The sequence below is a fragment of the Aeromonas sp. R7-2 genome, assembly GCF_040908105.1.
Taxonomy (GTDB): Bacteria; Pseudomonadota; Gammaproteobacteria; order Enterobacterales; family Aeromonadaceae; genus Aeromonas; species Aeromonas caviae.
Window position 1 is genome coordinate 1 of record NZ_JBFODC010000012.1, and the last position, 17310, is coordinate 17310.

14 protein-coding genes are annotated in these 17310 nt (G+C 54.4%); 11 read left to right on the forward strand and 3 right to left on the reverse strand.

Annotation, left to right across the window (positions count from 1 at the left end):
* From AB5Y47_RS01405 to AB5Y47_RS01440, 8 genes are all read left to right on the forward strand, one after another.
* A partial coding sequence (locus AB5Y47_RS01405) for a type I secretion C-terminal target domain-containing protein (protein ID WP_368219639.1) occupies positions 1 to 3000 on the forward strand: 3000 nt, incomplete at its 5' end.
* A gap of 87 nt (positions 3001 to 3087) precedes the next feature.
* The gene (locus tag AB5Y47_RS01410; protein WP_010675157.1) at positions 3088 to 3645 is read left to right on the forward strand and encodes a hypothetical protein; all 558 of its coding nucleotides are present in this window, start codon (positions 3088 to 3090) and stop codon (positions 3643 to 3645) included.
* Positions 3646 to 3699: 54 nt separating this feature from the next.
* A complete protein-coding gene (locus tag AB5Y47_RS01415) occupies positions 3700 to 4401 on the forward strand; it encodes an SIMPL domain-containing protein (protein ID WP_010675156.1) in 702 nt (233 codons plus the stop codon).
* A gap of 788 nt (positions 4402 to 5189) precedes the next feature.
* A complete protein-coding gene (locus tag AB5Y47_RS01420) occupies positions 5190 to 7949 on the forward strand; it encodes a UvrD-helicase domain-containing protein (protein ID WP_368219641.1) in 2760 nt (919 codons plus the stop codon).
* A 146-nt stretch (positions 7950 to 8095) separates the two neighbouring features.
* Positions 8096 to 9193, forward strand: a complete 1098-nt coding sequence (locus AB5Y47_RS01425) for a hypothetical protein (RefSeq protein WP_368219643.1) — start codon at positions 8096 to 8098, stop codon at positions 9191 to 9193.
* Between the two features lie 467 nt (positions 9194 to 9660).
* On the forward strand, positions 9661 to 10470 hold the full coding sequence (locus AB5Y47_RS01430) for a hypothetical protein (protein ID WP_368219646.1): 810 nt from the start codon (positions 9661 to 9663) through the stop codon (positions 10468 to 10470).
* A 90-nt stretch (positions 10471 to 10560) separates the two neighbouring features.
* Positions 10561 to 10740, forward strand: coding sequence for a hypothetical protein (locus AB5Y47_RS01435; protein WP_368219648.1), 180 nt, complete (start codon positions 10561 to 10563; stop codon positions 10738 to 10740).
* A gap of 303 nt (positions 10741 to 11043) precedes the next feature.
* A complete protein-coding gene (locus AB5Y47_RS01440) occupies positions 11044 to 11112 on the forward strand; it encodes a DUF4113 domain-containing protein (RefSeq protein WP_368219777.1) in 69 nt (22 codons plus the stop codon).
* On the opposite strand, the gene AB5Y47_RS01445 is transcribed toward AB5Y47_RS01440, so the two are convergent.
* Together AB5Y47_RS01445 and AB5Y47_RS01450 are read right to left on the reverse strand one after the other, a co-directional pair.
* Positions 11084 to 11437 (reverse strand): hypothetical protein, encoded by a 354-nt coding sequence (locus AB5Y47_RS01445; RefSeq protein WP_368219650.1) that lies wholly within the window; start codon positions 11435 to 11437, stop codon positions 11084 to 11086. The genes AB5Y47_RS01440 and AB5Y47_RS01445 overlap by 29 nt on opposite strands.
* A 47-nt stretch (positions 11438 to 11484) precedes the next feature.
* On the reverse strand, positions 11485 to 11928 hold the full coding sequence (locus tag AB5Y47_RS01450) for a hypothetical protein (RefSeq protein ID WP_368219652.1): 444 nt from the start codon (positions 11926 to 11928) through the stop codon (positions 11485 to 11487).
* Between the two features lie 209 nt (positions 11929 to 12137).
* On the opposite strand from AB5Y47_RS01450, the gene AB5Y47_RS01455 reads away from it, so the two are divergent.
* The 3 genes from AB5Y47_RS01455 to AB5Y47_RS01465 all read left to right on the forward strand — a co-directional run bounded on the left by AB5Y47_RS01455 (position 12138) and on the right by AB5Y47_RS01465 (position 13348).
* A complete protein-coding gene (locus AB5Y47_RS01455; protein WP_368219653.1) occupies positions 12138 to 12386 on the forward strand; it encodes a hypothetical protein in 249 nt (82 codons plus the stop codon).
* Positions 12387 to 12604: 218 nt separating this feature from the next.
* A complete protein-coding gene (locus AB5Y47_RS01460) occupies positions 12605 to 12763 on the forward strand; it encodes a hypothetical protein (RefSeq protein WP_368219656.1) in 159 nt (52 codons plus the stop codon).
* A gap of 156 nt (positions 12764 to 12919) precedes the next feature.
* Complete coding sequence (locus AB5Y47_RS01465) at positions 12920 to 13348, forward strand: hypothetical protein (RefSeq protein ID WP_368219659.1); 429 nt, start codon at positions 12920 to 12922, stop codon at positions 13346 to 13348.
* A 179-nt stretch (positions 13349 to 13527) separates the two neighbouring features.
* Here AB5Y47_RS01465 and AB5Y47_RS01470 read toward each other — a convergent pair whose 3' ends face one another.
* Positions 13528 to 17292: an SNF2-related protein gene (locus AB5Y47_RS01470; RefSeq protein WP_368219662.1), complete on the reverse strand. Its 3765-nt coding sequence runs from the start codon at positions 17290 to 17292 to the stop codon at positions 13528 to 13530.
* Between the last annotated feature and the right edge of the window lie 18 nt (positions 17293 to 17310).

Genomic DNA, 17310 nt, shown 5'->3' on the forward strand with positions numbered 1-17310 from the left:
GCGAACGGCAACAACAGCCTGTTCGAAGACTTCGCGGTGAGCCTGGTGGACAGCGACGGGGACTCGGCCTCGAACACCCTGAGCGTGCAGATCGTCGATGACGTGCCGACGGCCAACGATGATGCTGACAGTGCCACTGAAGGTGTGTTCACTCCGGTGACGGGTAATGTCATTACCGGGGCGGGGACCATCGGCGGCACAGCCGGTGCCGGGGTGGACGTCATGGGGGCGGATGGTGCGGCAATCAGCCAGGTCGTGAGCTCGAACGGCAATTCAGACAGTAATCCTGCCGGTGGATTCACTGTGACCGGGCTGTATGGGACGCTAACCATGGGGTTGGATGGCGAATACAGTTATACGCTCACGGCGGCATCGGTTCCCGTGGGTGCCTCGGAGGTATTTACCTACACGCTCAAAGATGGCGATGGTGATACAGATCCGGCAACTCTTACCATCAATATTGCTCAGGATACCCGTGTCCCTGTATTGACCATCGGCAATGCGACGGTTGATGAGGAGGGACTGCCTGAGGGGACGGCTGCCAGTGGTAATTCGGAGATATTCAATGGCAGCTTCACCATCAACACCCAGGGGGAAAATCTGACTACCTTGACCATCGGTGGGCAGGCTTACAACTTGACCAGTGGCGGCAGTCAGACCTTGATCAACAATACGGAAGGAATGCTGACGGTAACCGGTGTCAGCGGCCCCACAGCCGGTGTCTACACGGTGAATTATACCTACACGCTCAAAGACAATGTGCTGACTCACAACGTTCAAGGCAACAGTGATACAGCGAATGGTCCGAGTTTCGTCGTGTCGGCTACGGATGCCAGTGGCGACAGTGGCACGGGTAACCTGCAGGTTGTGATCAGCGATGATGCCCCCATTGCCAATGCTGTTACCAATGCAGGCCAGGCGACTCAGGTGCAGAACACGAATCTGATGTTGATCCTCGATATCTCCGGCAGTATGGGTGATCCATCGGGCTATCAAGGCATGACTCGGATGCAGGTGATGCAAAAGTCCGCTTTGGAGCTGCTGGACAAATACAGCGCCTACGGCAGCGTCATGGTCAATATCGTGACCTTCTCCACTTCAGCCGCCAATCCGACCGGGGTGTGGGTCTCGGTCGATGTAGCCAAGGCCATCATCCTTGGCCTTACCCCCACGAACTCGACCAACTACGATGATGCACTGAACGAGGCAATCAAAGCCTTTGGCGATACAGGTAAACTTGCTAATGCGCAAAATGTCTCTTACTTCATGTCGGATGGTCTGCCAAATGCCAACTCGTTGAGCGGTACCCCCGCCACAGTTCCTGATGGCAACAACTCGCTTGGCGGTGGAAACGGGATCGATGGTGACGGCACGACGCTGAGCGGTGAAACCAAGGACTGGGCCGATTTCCTGACGGCGAACAACATCAATTCGTACGCGCTCGGGATGGGATCGGGAGCGACCCAGTCTGCACTGGATCCCATTGCCTACAACGGGGTCAGTGGTGCCAGCCCGGCAAATACCACCGCAGTGGTGGTGACTGACTTCAGCCAACTGACCGCGACCCTTTTGAGCACCGTGGTAGCCCCGCCCTTGGCAGGACAACTTATAAACGGTGTAGCGGCGAGTGCTGGGGCCGATGGTGGCTGGCTCAATGCCATTACCGTGGGGGGGGTGACTTATACCTACAACCAGAAGACGGACTCCGCCGGCGTTTCGGGAGGGACATCAGCCGGGACCTTCAATACAACGACCAACGAATGGACCATTACACTTGCAGGCGGCATCCTCAAGGTGGACATGGACAACGGCGCCTACACCTATACTCCGCCGTCATCCATTCCGGTCGGGGGGATAAACCAGGTCGTGGGTTACAGTGTGATAGACAACGATGGGGATACTGCGTCCAGCACCTTGTCCATCGTTATCAACCCGGCGGTCGGTCCTACCGTGGTTCGTGATGACTTTATCATCACCAACCAGGACCCCGCGACCATTCCGGATTGGGCTCTGCTTGCCAATGACACCGGGCCTCTGGCTGCGACCCAGATGATCACGGGCGTCTCGGGAGCCGTTGGAGGGACCGTCACAGACAATGCAGGCTCGGTAACATTTGATGATACCTCCGGCAATGCGACTCCCAACTCTTACGAGGGTTCGTTCAACTACACCAATAGCACGACCACAGATACGGCCAAGGTGTATGTGGATGTGCAGAGCGGTTTGACACTTACCGGGAGCTATCTCGACGAGATCCTTATTGGGGGATCTGGAAACGATACGCTCAACGGCAATGCCGGGAACGACATCCTGCTTGGAGGACTCGGTAACGACACCTTGAATGGTGGTGAGGGCAATGATCTCCTGATCGGTGGCGCTGGCAACGATACCCTGAACGGCGGCAATGGCAATGATACGGCCAGTTACTTCGACAGCGCTGCTGGGGTCACGGTCACAGTCAATGGTGCCAGTCAGAATACCGGAGGGGCAGGGACAGACAGCCTGAGCAACATGGAAAATCTGGTAGGATCCATGTTCAACGACAGCCTGACCGGCGATGGCAATGCCAACGTCCTGAGCGGACTGGCAGGTAACGACATCTTGAGTGGTGGTGGGGGCGACGACCTGCTGATTGGGGGTACCGGCAGTGATACCCTGACTGGTGGGGCTGGCAAGGATACCTTCAAATGGATGGCAGGTGATGCAGGAGGCACGGATACCATCAAAGACTTCACCACGGGGGCCAATGGAGATGTCCTGGACCTGAGTGAACTGCTCAGTGGTGAGCATGCCGATGCGAGCACACTGGATCACTACCTTACCTTTGCTTCTGGTCCGGGCAGTGGCAAGTCAACCCTGACCATTGATCTCGATGGAGCGGGAAGTGGCACCACGACTCATACCATCCTCTTTGACAACGTGGATCTGACGGCCGGTAAATCCAATCTGCAGGTCATTCAGGATCTGCTGGATCAGGGCAACCTCAAGGTCGATCCGTAAGCAGGGTATGGGGGCCGGGTGTGCCCGGCCCCTGTTATTTGATGGAGTGGGCAGATAAGATAGCTGCAGTATCAGGAGAGGGTCACCATGCAGTCATTCAACTGGGTCGACATCGACGGCATTCGCTACAGCTGGAACGGGCAGGACAATATCGTCTGCACCGGCCGCTTTGGTTATCAGGCCACGATGACAGGTGACACGCTCAATGGTCTGGAGCTGGAGAGCGAAGATGGTGAGGTGGCGGGGTTGCTGAATGTGGACTTTGCCGCTTCTCGTATCAGCTTCACGCCAGCAGAGGATGCCCCCCTGCCCCACATGATGGTGCTGGTCGGCCATGAGTGGGGGCAGCAGGAGTATTCGTTGCAGAGCCTGAGTGATACCTCCTTGCAGGGGCTGCTCAGCCACGGTGAGGAGCTTGACTGGGGAGCGCTGGCCGTCGTGACGACGTCCGAGCCGAATCTGCCATCACAAGGTCATGTTCTGTCGTGGGATTCGTTCCACTTTGAGGATGAGTCGCTGTTTGGCAGCCAGGCGCCTGCTCCCGTGATGACAAGTCATGGCAATTCAGGAGGAGGGGAGATCAGCATCAATATCGACATGACCAATCAGGTGCTGGACCAGATACCGCCGACACACGATATATGAATCCCAATCGACGACATGCATAATGACCTCCATCTAAATGATGGAGGTTTTTTTATGTGGCGTCCCCTTCTTACCCTGTCCGCGCTGGTTGTCAGTGCTCCGTTGCTTGCCATCGAGGTTCCCCAGGCTCCTCATCTGGTCGTCAGTGGCTATGCGGAGCAGAAGGCTGAACCAGACATGCTGACGCTCAATGTCGCCGTCACGGCACTGGAGAAGCAGGGCATCAAGGCCAAACAGCAGGTAGATACCAAGGTAGCTGCCTTCTTTGGCCAGCTTGAGAGCCTGGGCATCAAGCGCAGCGACGTGGAGGCTGGCAATCTGGTGATCTCCCCCGAGTACCAGTATCCCCAGAACAAGCAACCCGAAATGGTGGGTTACCGTGCCCAGCGTCAGCTGGCGGTCAAACTCTACCAGCTCGACAAGTTGAGCCAGCTGATGGACACCGCCCTCAAGGCGGGTCTGGAGTCCGTGACCCAGATAGAGTACGGCCTGAAGTCACCACAGGTCATCAAGGAGCAGGCCCGGCTTGGTGCTGTTGCTGATGCCACGAGCAAGGCGGAATCCCTGGCCAAGGCTTTCGGCATGAAGCTTGGCAAGGTGTATAGCGTTGAATACCGCAACAGTTCCCCCATGCCGGTCTATACCCGTGCCATGAAGGCTGCGGCAGCCCCTGCCGCCGACATGATGGAAAACAGCTATCAACAGCAGCAGATCAGCATCACTGACAATGTAGAAGCCGTCTTCCTGCTGGAATAACACAGCCCCTTTGTCCATCACTCAAACCCGAGGCAACCCCTCGGGTTTGTCATTGCAGGGGCTGGCAGGACAAGTGAGCCGCGAACTGGGTCAGGTGAAACGGGAATGGAATAAAAAAATACCGGTCAGTGACCGGCATTTTTAATGAAAAAACACAATAAGTTCAAGCCATTAACTTTAATGTTGATTTAATCCCCCCACATATCCCCCCACTTTTTTTTCTAATGGTTAAATTCTGGTTTCAAATCGAGGTGCTACTGTTGCCTCACGTGGAGGTGTCGTGAAAGGCAGCTTTAGAGTACATTTGTACCAATACCTCAAGATCACCAGTGTCGAAACCATTCTGATAAATACGCCGAGTTAAGTCAGGTCTCATGTAGAGATCATTCCACCATATGATGCTAAGCATACGTGCACATTTATTTCGTAATGCGAAGGTCGTAGGTTCGACTCCTATTACCGGCACCAGATACAGCAAGGCTCGCAGCGATGCGAGCCTTATTTTCTTTTGAGGCGGGCTAACACTGGGCTAACATCAGCCCCGACGCACAAGTGGCATCGGCATCCCTGTCTGTCGGTTGTTCAATCGTCTGCTGAACCAAATAGGTACGAGCCAGTTCAAGATCTCGGCAAAACAAACAGGCGTCGTAATTCTGTCCTGGCACAATCAACAAGCTGCGCTTCTCGTCGCCGGGGTTATGCCTCCGCCGCAACAATAGATGCGTGTCGGCGTTAATCGTGAGTTGAGAAAAACTGAAAGGTATATCCGAAGTACGGGTGAGGTTGAAATGGCTGTGACTAAGTGGGAGCCGTCGTTCTTAGGGCTGCATCTGACTGGATCGTTTAATTGGCATTTGCGCTTGGATGGCCCTGAACTGGTGTTAACGGCGGAAGGCCGTGCTCACCGGGTACACGCCGAAGAAGAGACGGCTTATCGCATCCAGCCAGGCATACTCTGGACAGGTATCACCCTCTATCCAGGACAAGGGTCAGAGGTAAAAGTGGATGGCCTGCCCAACACTCAAAGCGCGACCCTAACCCACACTCTGAACTTGCTGCTGGCCGAGAAGCGTTTACGTGAGGACGTAGAGTTTCTCTTAGGCAACCTACGAACAATCAACAAATGGCTGGAAAACAAAACCAGCCAGGAACAACACTGTCACCAAGCGCGGCGGTGGTTCACTCATGAACAGCAAGCCGCCGTGATGGCGGCACGCCCTTCAGTGGACGCCAATTCCATACGGACCAGGTTGAAGAAACCTGGCGTTATGGACCGACTAGGTCCAAAGGCCAATGCGGTGGAACGTTCCTTAATCGCATGGGAAACCGACCCCTATCCTACCTGGTCAAGGCTCAACCTCACGCACACCGAATTGGAACTGAAAGATTGTAAGGAGCTTCTCGGTCGGGTGGAAAGTAAGCCCCTGACGGCGGAGCAGGCCCGAGCCGTCATCTGTTTTGACAACCGGGTGCAGGTAGTGGCCTCGGCCGGTTCCGGTAAGACCTCTACCATGGTGGCCAAGGCAGTCTACGCGATCCACCGGAGGATTGTGGCTCCCGAGCGTATCGTGCTGCTGGCTTTCAACAAGCAAGCTGCGAAAGAGCTGAAAGAGCGTGCCGCCAAGTCATTCGAGCGCTTGGGTATGTCGGGAGTGACGGTAGAGGCCTTGACCTTTCATGCCTTAGGCCTGCGCATCATTGGCAAGGCAACGGGCGAAAAACCGGACATTCCTGACTGGGCCACCGATACCGTAGGCGGCTTTCGCAAGCTGACCGACATTATCGACCAGTTGAAAGACCGCTCCACGGTATTTCGAATGAATTGGGATCTTTTCCGTTTAGTATTCGGAAAAGACCTGCCCTCATTGGGATCGCCAGGAAATGCCGACTTATGGGACGGCCAAGGCAACGGTCTGCTCCGCACAGCCCATGGCGAGACGGTGAAGAGCCAAGAAGAGGCGATCATCGCCAACTGGCTTTTCTACAACGGGGTGAATTACCGCTACGAAGAACCTTACAAGCACAGCACCGCCGATGAAGACCATCGCCAATACAAGCCTGATTTTTACTACCCCGACCTGGACTTGTACCACGAACACTTCGCTCTTGACGCACAAGGCATGCCCCCTACCCACTTTGAGGGCTACATGGCAGGGGTCCATTGGAAGCGCCAGAAGCACAGTGAGATGGGCTCCTCGTTGTTCGAGACCACCTCCCACGGCCTTCGCAATGGCAATGATTTTGATCGGTTGGCAGCCGAGCTGACTTCCCGTGGAGTGTTATTAGACCCTAACCCGGATCGGGAGATCCCTCAGGGTGGACAACAGCCAATGGAGTCGGCCGATCTGACCGGGCTGGTGCGCACGTTCATCAGCCATGCCAAAAGCAACTGTTTAACATTTTCATCCCTACATCAGCGGTTGGACGCCATGCCAGAGGACGGGTTCAAGTTCCGCCACAGGATGTTCCTGAATATCGCGATTCCTATCATGGAGGCTTGGGATGCAGCCTTGGCGGCCGAGGGAGGCATCGATTTCGAAGACATGCTCAACTTGGCTGCCGAGCATTTGGAGAGTAATCGTTATGAAGCACCATATGAGCTGGTGATGGCTGATGAGTTCCAGGATGCCTCACGGGCCCGTGCCCGTTTGTGCCGCGCCTTAGTCCAGAAGCCTGGTCGGTTCCTGTTTGCCGTGGGCGATGACTGGCAGTCCATCAACCGCTTCGCTGGTGCCGATGTGTCGGTGATGACCGCTTTTCGACAGTGGTTCGGCCATGGGCAAGTACTCAAGCTGGAACAAACGTTCCGCTGCCCGCAAACCTTGTGCGACGTGTCCAGTGCGTTCGTGTCCAAGAACCCTGCCCAGATCGCCAAACGGGTACGTTCCGTCACCCCGGCTCAAGGCCCAGTGCTCGAAGCCTTCCAGGTGGACAACAAAGAGAAGTTGGCCGATGCGGTCGACCGGTTCGTAATGACGTTGGCGGAGGGGGTTCGCGACGGCACAATCCCCCTAGGCCGCAATGGCAAGGTTTCGGTTTACGTGCTCGGCCGCTACAACGCCGATCGCCAATACCTGCCAGCAGGTAAATCCCGTTTTGAGCGTTGGCTGGATGTATCGTTCTTGACTATCCACCGCTCCAAGGGCGCCGAGGCGGACTTTGTTATCCTACCCGAGATGCTCAGTGTCCTGCGTGAGCGAAGCTTCCCCAACACACGTACCGATGATCCCGTGCTAACCCTGGCCATGCCCAGCGGGGACAATTTCCCGCAGGGAGAAGAACGGCGATTGTTCTATGTTGCTCTGACTCGAGCTCGGCGTAGCGTGGCAATGTTCACCGTTCGTGGACGTTACTCTAGCTTCCTGCGTGAGTTAGCAGAAGAAGGGGCTGTTTCAATCACCGACACCGATGGGAAAGCTATCCATGAGGAGAGTTGCCCGGCATGCAAGCAAGGTGTATTGGTGCTGCGCACCGGGCCGTATGGGGAATTTCGAGCTTGTTCAAATTTTCCTGTCTGTTGCTTCAAACCTAAGAAGCGTCGCCTGTAGATTCAACTTGTCAACGCAACACGCTGGTGTGGTGATATTGGCCCTTGCGTGCGAAAATTCATGGATTATAAACTGCGAATCGCCGCACTCCAGCTCCGCGCTAGGAACACCCCGCGGCGTAACGACCAAGGAAAGGGACAGTTACGGTGGCACCCAGAGACCCGGTAAAAACGCAGCGCAATCGCCAGATTAACGAACTCACAGTGCAGATAAATGAACTCAAGGAGGACGTCCTAGATATCACCGGCTATCCCAGCGAACATTCGTTGAATGCCACTTATGGCGGGAAGCACGCCGAGTACATCGACATCAAGAATGAAGTCATCGATTCGCCCGAGCAGTTCATCGCGCTTTATCTCCGTGGGTTCCTCGAGGCTCTGGAGAACCTCGGATCTGCCGCGCGGCCTGGCAACCCCTATTACGAGGCCCATGCGCATATCAAGAACTCCAAGAAGGTGCGTCGCTGGTTCAAGCTATTCCTCACTCGAACCTACCTGCGTCAGTTCGATGCTCTGGCCCGCAAGCGTCCGGAAGTGGAGGATGCGGAGATATGGATAGGTCAAAAGAATGCGTCCTACGGGATCCTGGTAACCCCCCGGTTCAAAAACGGAGCCTGGGAGAACGATAAGAGTGAAATTCGACATTTCAAACCGAACTACTGGACCATCGGGCACATTCTGCAGACTGGATTCGTGATACCTGATGAAGATGACCGCATCGAGTTTCCCTCCGTCGATCACTACCTGAAATTCTTCCGCCAGACCTTGGTGCGCAACTCTGGCTCCGAACATGAAATGGCGATTGCCAAGCGCTACTGCAATTTCGTGCTCAATAGCGAGAACCCACTGGAAGTGCCGCTGTTGATTCCAGAACTGCGCTATGGTGGAAAGGTGGCGCGCCATGAGCATCGCCTCGACTTCACCATCATTGATCCTTTTACCCTATCGAAGGTCGGGTTCGAGCTTTCGCCCTGGTCAACCCATGGCAGGCTGGAGGGCACCCGTGACAAGACCCAAAAGCAAATCAATGAAGAGGCCCAGGCAAACTTCGAGAAGGGGATGCGCAAGCTCAAGGCATATTTCCGCAAGCGTGGCATCCCCATAATTGTCTACACAGATTCAGATCTGAAGGATCCCGATGCCATCTTTGACGACATTGCGGCATACTTGTCTCCCACGCGCAAGGCCAAGCAGTTGGAGTTCCACGCCATGGAGGACTTCCTGGCGTTCAAACCCGGTCGCTAGTGCCCGCGCCAGTGGCCTCACCTAACTCGCCTCAAGCCGAGGTTCCGCTACCCGCCTTACGGGGCTTCGACAAATGAGAACGGTCGCCTTTCGTATGCTTCGCTGACCGCGGAGCAAAGTTCTGTGAAAGCATCGGCTCACAGCACCAGAGCGCCGACCCACGCGGCCTTCCAGCCTGTCACCGATTGAAAAGGGGACAGATTTATTTTCTCTACTCTAAACGGCTGCTCATGGCCGGTTGCTGCCTATTGTGACCAGCCGGTTTGGGGTGATCCCTGCCAGTTAGGGTCATGAAGCATGCCGGTCAGATTCGATGCAAATGACTGGTCAGTTTGCCGTCGCACACCGCCAGCAAGCAAGCGCAGCAGCTAGGTATCTATTCCCCCTGAATATTTTTTCTTATAGATACCGACATGGCCGCCGCCATAAGTACCATAGGCATGGACTCAATGAAGGGGACTTGCCCAATGACCAAGAGCAGAATCGAAGCAGCCGAAGTGTGCGAAAGCATTCTCAGGAAAGAAATAGAGTACAACGAGCAGAACATTATATACCCCTCCATCAACGCCACAGTCAGGGTTCTGCTCCGGCAAAGCCAAACTATGGCACCAGTCTACGAAGAACTCTGTGAACTGCTCACCTTGGAGCGGTATGTGGCTAGCTTTCTGGACGCGCTGGTCAGTACATTCACCTTCTGGGATGAAGGCGACATGCGCAAGGCCAGGGAAGATCGTAGCAGGCTCATTCAAGTTAACGAGGACATATCGGATCTCGCCTCTCGTCTGGCTGATTTGCTGAGGGAGAGAGAGGAGATCTGCAATCGAGCTGGGTTCGGGTGTGAAAGAGAAACCGGTCTGGCCGCGCTACTTGATCGTGCAGGTGAGCACAACCCACTATATACCATGTATCCCCAGGATGAATTTTTAAGCCTTGCGCGGAAATATGAGTACAAGTACTGGCCAAGCATCGAAGACCTTCTTGAGGAGTTGGCGTGCGACGCGGAGCAATCGGAAGTGTACGCCCACGACGCTGAAACTGAGGCTGGCACCTCATCCAGAAAGCCATCACAGTACGACGTCCTTCGTGCTTTCCAAGCCAAACTCGATGACTACGCACTCGGCGGCTCACTTCCATCCAATCTCAGACTGTCTGACAGCGCCATGGCTACCATCCTGAACTGCATCACGGAGCTCGATGCAGACTCCTTGGTCACAGCTGAATACATCAAGAGCTTTCGACAGAAGGAGCGAGAGAGAGTCAAATCTCAGCGGCATTAAAACGGACACCCCAACCACCTCAGGAGTTTGTCCTGATCCAGATTCGCTCCTATTATTGTACCGCCACATTAAGTACCAGAGGAGAAGATCATGGCGGTCAACGAGCAATTAGGGTCAGGCCAGGACGAGTTCCTGCATGAGCTCGTGGGACAGGAAAACGACCTCCCGTTCGGGTTCGAGCCTGATGACGAGTACGACGACGATGGCGATAGCGACTTCGGCGAGGATGGGCGCGCTCTTGACGTGAACCCCTACGGCGACCTCGAGTAACCCCTCGAGCATATTCCGACCGGTCATAAGCATCGATTCTGGTTTAACGTGAACGACCATTCCAGTTCAGCCTGAACATTTTGACAATTCGCCCACAATGCATAGCGGGGCCGTAGCCCTGCCTATATCACCCGATAGTGCTCAACTGCCGATCAAGGTGGCCGGCCGCATGGGGGATCTATTCGCTGATCAGTTGCAAGATCCCCGTAGCGAAGTGCTGATGCAAGTGATCGACAAGATCAGTCAGGGAAGATTGGGGGAGGTCTGCTTTGCCACTATGGTTGGGACACCAGAGAGTGGATGATGGAGAGAGAGAAATTGAGCACCCGCTACACCACATCTATCAGCGAAATCCCCGCGGTGAAGGCATGAATTTGACCAGTTTGGTCAACTGTTGCTGGATAGACGCCGACTTTGGCACCAGCGGTACCTTCTTGGGACTTGGCGGAGCTTCGGGGTGAATGCAGAGCACCTTGATGAAAATCCGCTTGTAGACTTTCCCTTCCTCTTTAAGCCCTCTCCGGACTTCAGCAACAAGCTCGACGCATTTCAACGTGCGCAAGTAGATCATTAGATCACCAGCCTGACCACTGGGGATTTCAAGCACTTCGGCGACGTCGTACAGATCGAAGAAATCGCCTTGCAGTAGCCCCCAACCCACCATCTTTAGAGCTGGTGCTTTGAATACGCTATCCATGCGTTGTGGCCTTTGCCTCCCTCTCGCAGTTCAAATCCAACCACCACTCAGCTCGGTACTTGCTCCAGACTCACAGTTCGACCTTGCTTACCTTCGAAGGTTGCCGCCAACTCAACTGCCTTCTCATGACTAAACCCTCTGGCATCGCGAATTTCTGTGGATGCACGAGACTTACCATCTCGATTCAGGCTTGAAATGTATAGGGGGCCGAGCTGTAGTCCCTCATCCTGGATGCGAACCATCCAACTACCAGGAGCAGCCTTCATTGGAATAGGCAGCTCCTCATGATGCAGCTCTCCGCTCTCATTACGTACTATGGCAACGGCAACCGCATATCCAGGGCCACGGCGGTTTGCCGATGCCCACGCCTTGGCGACAGTCACGTACATCATTGCTGACGCAGGATCCCAGTGATAATTGTTTGGAGATGCAGTGACCAAATACCCGCTTTCAAACTTGCTGTAAACTGCATATCCAATGTGTTTAGACATCCTTTTTCCTCTTCTACACGGTGCAGCGCCAGTCCCATAGCCAACCGTACCACATAACCCGGTCAGGCCATCTATGCCCTGTTAAGCATCACATTCCTGCGCTCTATGATAGCTGTAATCTCCTACTGCCGGAGCCAATTGTTGCACAACCAAGCACAGGGTTAATATGTATGCGCCACTGAGGCCATGTCACCCTAAAGGAGATGAATATGTCGATCGAAGAAGCACTGGAACCCTGGTTGTCCCGACCAACGTGGTTCAGCTCTCACCCATCAGATCAGCAGCAGTTCAGCCTTGCCATGAAACAGCTGAAACTGCTCTCTACGGCCCCTAGCGTGGAAGAGCTGGAACAAGTGATCATCAGACGCGTAGAGCATCTGCCCGCCATGCTCGGAACCCCGAGTGACATTTCTGCCACTGCCAGGCAGTTTGCCGTCAAAATCCAAGCGAAGTTGTAAGAGTGACTGATGTGACAAAGCCCGCAATGGCGGGCTTTTCTTATTTTTTGCTGCGAGCGTTACCTCTGCGTATCCGCTCAGGCAGCACCATGACTGTCCAAGGACCATGCTCACGGAGTGGATGGCTGGCGCAAAGCACTTTTCCCTTCACCTAGGCCAACATGCACCAGGGAGAACTGTTCGCCGACCATCAGCAGGATCCACGAAACGAGGCGCTGATGCAGGTGATCAACAGTATCCATCAGGGGCAGATAGGAAGGTCTACTTCACGGTCCGTGGCCGGGAGAAGAAAGAAAGTATGGATGATGAAGCGAGAGCATCTCAGTCCTCGCATCAACGATGCTCCCCACTGTGAAGGCCTGACCCAAGCAAGTTGAAAAATGGTTACTGGTTGGGATCCAATTTTGAGGACGGAATCGGCAACACCGACGGCGATACCGACTTAGGGCGGTATTCGACACAGGTAATTGGGGCTATATTTATGTACTTGAATGCAAGGGGATTGTGGTATGGCGAGTAGAGATAGAACATCAATGGCTACAACAACTGTGAAAAAAACGTCGAAAATAGAAACCAACTTTGGAAGTTATACCTTCCAAACAGAAGCTAAGATCGTGGCCGACCTGTCAACACCAGAGGGGGCTGATGCTACAGGGAAACTGTTGTCCAACGATAGCAGTCATCTCGAGACAGCCATTGCTGCTGCCGTGATCGCCGGTTTTGGATTGCTGTTATGTAAATCGAAAAAACAGAGACCAAAACATGGAGAAAAGCCTCAAGACCAGGTCATGAAAGCTGATGACCCTTGGTTAAAAGTTAAAATCAATCCCGAAGTAAAGATAGATTCTGGGTTGTGGAGTGAACACCCAGATGATTTGGTCTCCCCCCAGAAAATCCGGGGAGTGAAAGGGCCAGATCGCGAACGTTGGTTACCAAACCCTTACCTGGGGAAGACTCGATAGACCCTTTCCACATATTCTGGTAAAAATCTACTTATGGGGTTATTCATTTCGTGTAACCCCGCCTACTAGCAAGACCAATCGTCAGATAGATACTTAATCGTCATGGATTTTCTAGACACTCTGTTGTTTAACTTGCTTCTGGCCATGTAGCAAATTATCAGTTCACCGCATGGCATTGGCTATGTGTCCGCTGTATCTCTCCAGTTGGAATACAAGACCCGCTCAATTTCAAGCATCGTTACAGGGAACAGCTCAAGCAGTTCCCCCAACCGGTTCTGGTCAACCAAGGTCACATCGTTTAATTCAGCTTGCTCAAGTGCTTGGGCATTGAAAAATTGATTTGTCATTCCAATTTTCTTGAAGTGCACGTTGGGATGCTTGCGCTGATAAAAAGCCTCACCGCCCGCAAGATCCTTGATAAGCTCCCAGCCTAGCTTTGTTCCCTCATTGCTCGAAGTCTTGGTTTGAATCAAAACACCTTGACCGTCTGATATAGCTACGACATCGACACCCTGATCATTCGTGCCAGGAGTGCAATAGCTGAAATCGAAACCTTGCTTGCTCCATAACGCTGCAGCTAGTCCTTCGAAGTGCCGCCATTCCATCTGTAAGGCAAGGTCCAAGGTGATTCGTTCCTGTAGCCCAGCTACATCGCCATCAGGAATCACATCAGCTATCTCAAAGTCTCCGGGGCTCAAGTCGCCAGAGCCATTGAGTATGTCGCCGGCCAATTCCCGCTTCTTGGTCAGTAACTGATCTAGCTTTACGTCGAAGGTTGAGAAGTCATCAGCAATCACGACTGGGTAGTAGACATAGACATCCTTTTTCTGCCCAATGCGATATGTGCGATCCGTCGCCTGATCCTCCTTGGCCGGATTCCAGGTTCTTGTGTAATGGATGACATGATTGGCGGCCTGGATGTTTACACCGAATCCTACGGCCACTGGGGACAGTATGATGACCCCGAAGCCAGGCTTTTCTTGGAAGGCCTTGATGCGCTTCTGCCGACTAGCGGTGTGGCTCGCTGCCGCGCTCGTCTCGCCATTGATAATGTCCGCCCTAAGCTTAAATGTCTGCTCGATGTAATATTGCAACAAACGCTGAATGTTGCGGAACTCACAGAAGACAATAGCCTTCTCACCCTCCCCACGTTTCCGGATGAGTTCAAGCTGCCCAAGCAGCCAGTCCAGCTTTGGTGCCTTAGCTCTATAGTCTTGCAGAGGCTCTGGTTTAAACGCCGTCAACCCATAGCGCTGAGGGTCGGTGCAAAGTAATCTCAGGTACTGTAAAAGCCCCAAATGATTCTTAAATGGGACCGTAGCTGCCGGGTCATTTCGTTTCTTGAAATCTTCAATCGCCTTGGCGTACAGGTTGCGCTGAGTAGTCGACAGGCGAAGTCGCCGACAATCTTCATCAATGATCTTTTGTGGCAGGTCTTTGGCCACCTCTGCCTTCGTGCGCCGGAGGATCTGTGGAGAAATACGGGTTCTAAGCTCTTCTACCCGAGAGCGCTCCTCGTCGTTGCGAGCTTCGATGGGTTTTCGGTACCGCTGGCCGAAGTCGTTCAATGCTCCAAGCAGCCCCGGCTGGACAAAGTCGAACAGGCACCATAGGTCCGCCAAAGTGTTCTCGACGGGCGTGCCCGTGCACGCCACCTTGAAGCCAACGTTCTGCTTTTTCGCAGCCCGTGTGACCATAGCCGCAGGATTCTTGATGCGCTGCGCCTCGTCGCAGACCATTACGGACCACCGCTCCAAAGCAAAGGAGAACTCAAGGTCACGCAACGTTTCATAGGTGGTCAGCACCACCTTCGCACTTCCGATCCAGCCTGGCTTCAAAAAACGCACCAAGCCGTCCTCAGTACGCAGTCGAGACTCAATAGCTTCTCGAGGTACCCTTAGTGGCGCCAGAGACTCGCCATAGGCAGTTAGGATCGGCAACACCCCTGGACGGATGAACTTTTCTGCTTCTTCCTTCCAGTTTTCCAGCAGGGACACGGGAGCCACCACTAGCATCGGTGCGACGTCTGGGTCATTCTCGGCCAGCCACCCCATAAAGGTAAGTAGCTGATACGTCTTGCCAAGACCCATGTCGTCCGCCAGAACCGCCCCCCGAACATGGTGCTCTGCCTGTGACTTGTGCAAGTGCTGCAACCACGCCAGGCCCTGCCGTTGGTGAGGCAGCAGCGAGAATTCCGCACTCAGACACAGTGGCAGTTCGGGCTCAACAGGGAGTGCAAGCAAGGCCTCCCGACGTTGTTCTTCGTAGTCAACAGTCTGGATGTTGGCCCGAAGGATGAGCGTTTTCCGCGCGCTAAGCTTTTCCTTTTGCTCAGGCCCCTTGCGCTCGGGGTCAAAAGCGCTTGTCTTGACCTCTTCAAGCACTTCGTCAAAGGTCCCAACGATATTCTTGGCCTCTTTGAGGAGCATGGGCTTGGGTAACCACGAGACTTCTACAGTGTCCTGACCTGTCGCCTCTGCATTACCTACAGCCTCTCGAAGCCTACTCAGAGCATCCTTGGTTGCCGGTACGGCCACGGGCTCAGTGTCACCTTCAGGGGTGTACGCAATCAGCGGTAGAACGTTATCGGGGAACCAGCCTTCGCTGTCCTCCTTTTTGGCGATATAGGGTGAGTAATAGGGCTTCTCAACGCCGATCCCTTCGATGCGTGCCGAGTATGCACTCAGGTCATGGACCTGGACATATGACACCATGGCTACGGGTTTGAGCCTCTGCTTGAGCGCATCCTGCAGCTCGGAGAGGTAGTTCGGTGTCTCACCTTGTAGTTCCAGGTCGTATCCATTCCAGCCCAGTAGCTGAAATCCCTTTGCCAGAGATACCTCCAGCTTGGCGATGAACTTGGCAAGATCTTCATCGGCCAACCACTCTGTCTCCGACGTCATGGTGCCCGCAGCACTCGCAGACTCGATGAGCAACCCCACACGTACCGGGTAGCCCGTAGCGTCTTTCTCGATGGCTGGCACAAAGCGCTCGTACTGCAGGCCGGCCTGTTCCCTGGCCTCTTCGAACTGATCTTCGTTGATGACATCCTTGGCGTCGGGACCCAGCGTGGCATAGGGATTAAGGATAAATGCTTGCGCGCGAGAGCCTGCCACCCGGCGCAGCGGCAGCCGCTTGACCTCTTGGAGAACCGTCTTAACTTGTGGTGTAACAAGGACCTGTACGATACCATCCGATGTGACAATGTCATAGCGATCGGGAACGGTTCGGATGCTGTCAAAGCGCTCGAGCCAGTCTGACGGTGCGCCCTCGAAGGTGGGCTCAATCTCTATGACGCTGTCGTCTGCGATAAGCGCGGACTTCCGAAGCCCGATATCGAGTCGCTCCGGCGTAAGCACCACGGATCGATGAAGGAAGTCATCGAGTCGGGCGCCGGCCTTCAAGGCCAGCGTGCGAATACGCCCCCATGATTGTCGATGCAACTGTTCGCCCCGCAGCTCCACAGGTCTTCGAGCAAACTGGACAATCTCCGTAAACAGATCCCATTGCTCGGGCCGCATCAGTTCCATAAGCCCATCGCGCACCAGCATGGCGCCTTTAACTTCGGGTTGCTCGTCACGCGGCACCTTGGAACGCCAACCCGAGACTGCGATGGAAAAGTCCTCGTCAGTCAACGAATTCCTGCTTTGCAGCATCACCTCACTGACAGTGAATGGTGGCAACTCCAGGACCGCTGCGAGTTCGTCGTAACCGGGACTGCGTAGCGCTTCGTAGACCGAGGCCCAAGGTAGAAGTACCTCTGGGGAGTCCTCCTCGGAGGCAAATCCGTCGTCAATAAGTTGGGCCAGATAGGCAGGCAGGAGTTCACTGGAAAGGTGTGTGCCGTCACCAGCTTGGCCAACAAGCACCCCCTGTTCGGTGAGTCTGCGGCGCCAGGTGACATCAGGTGTCGCTAACGCCTTCTTGAAGAATCCGAAAACCATATATACCGACCTGTTGCG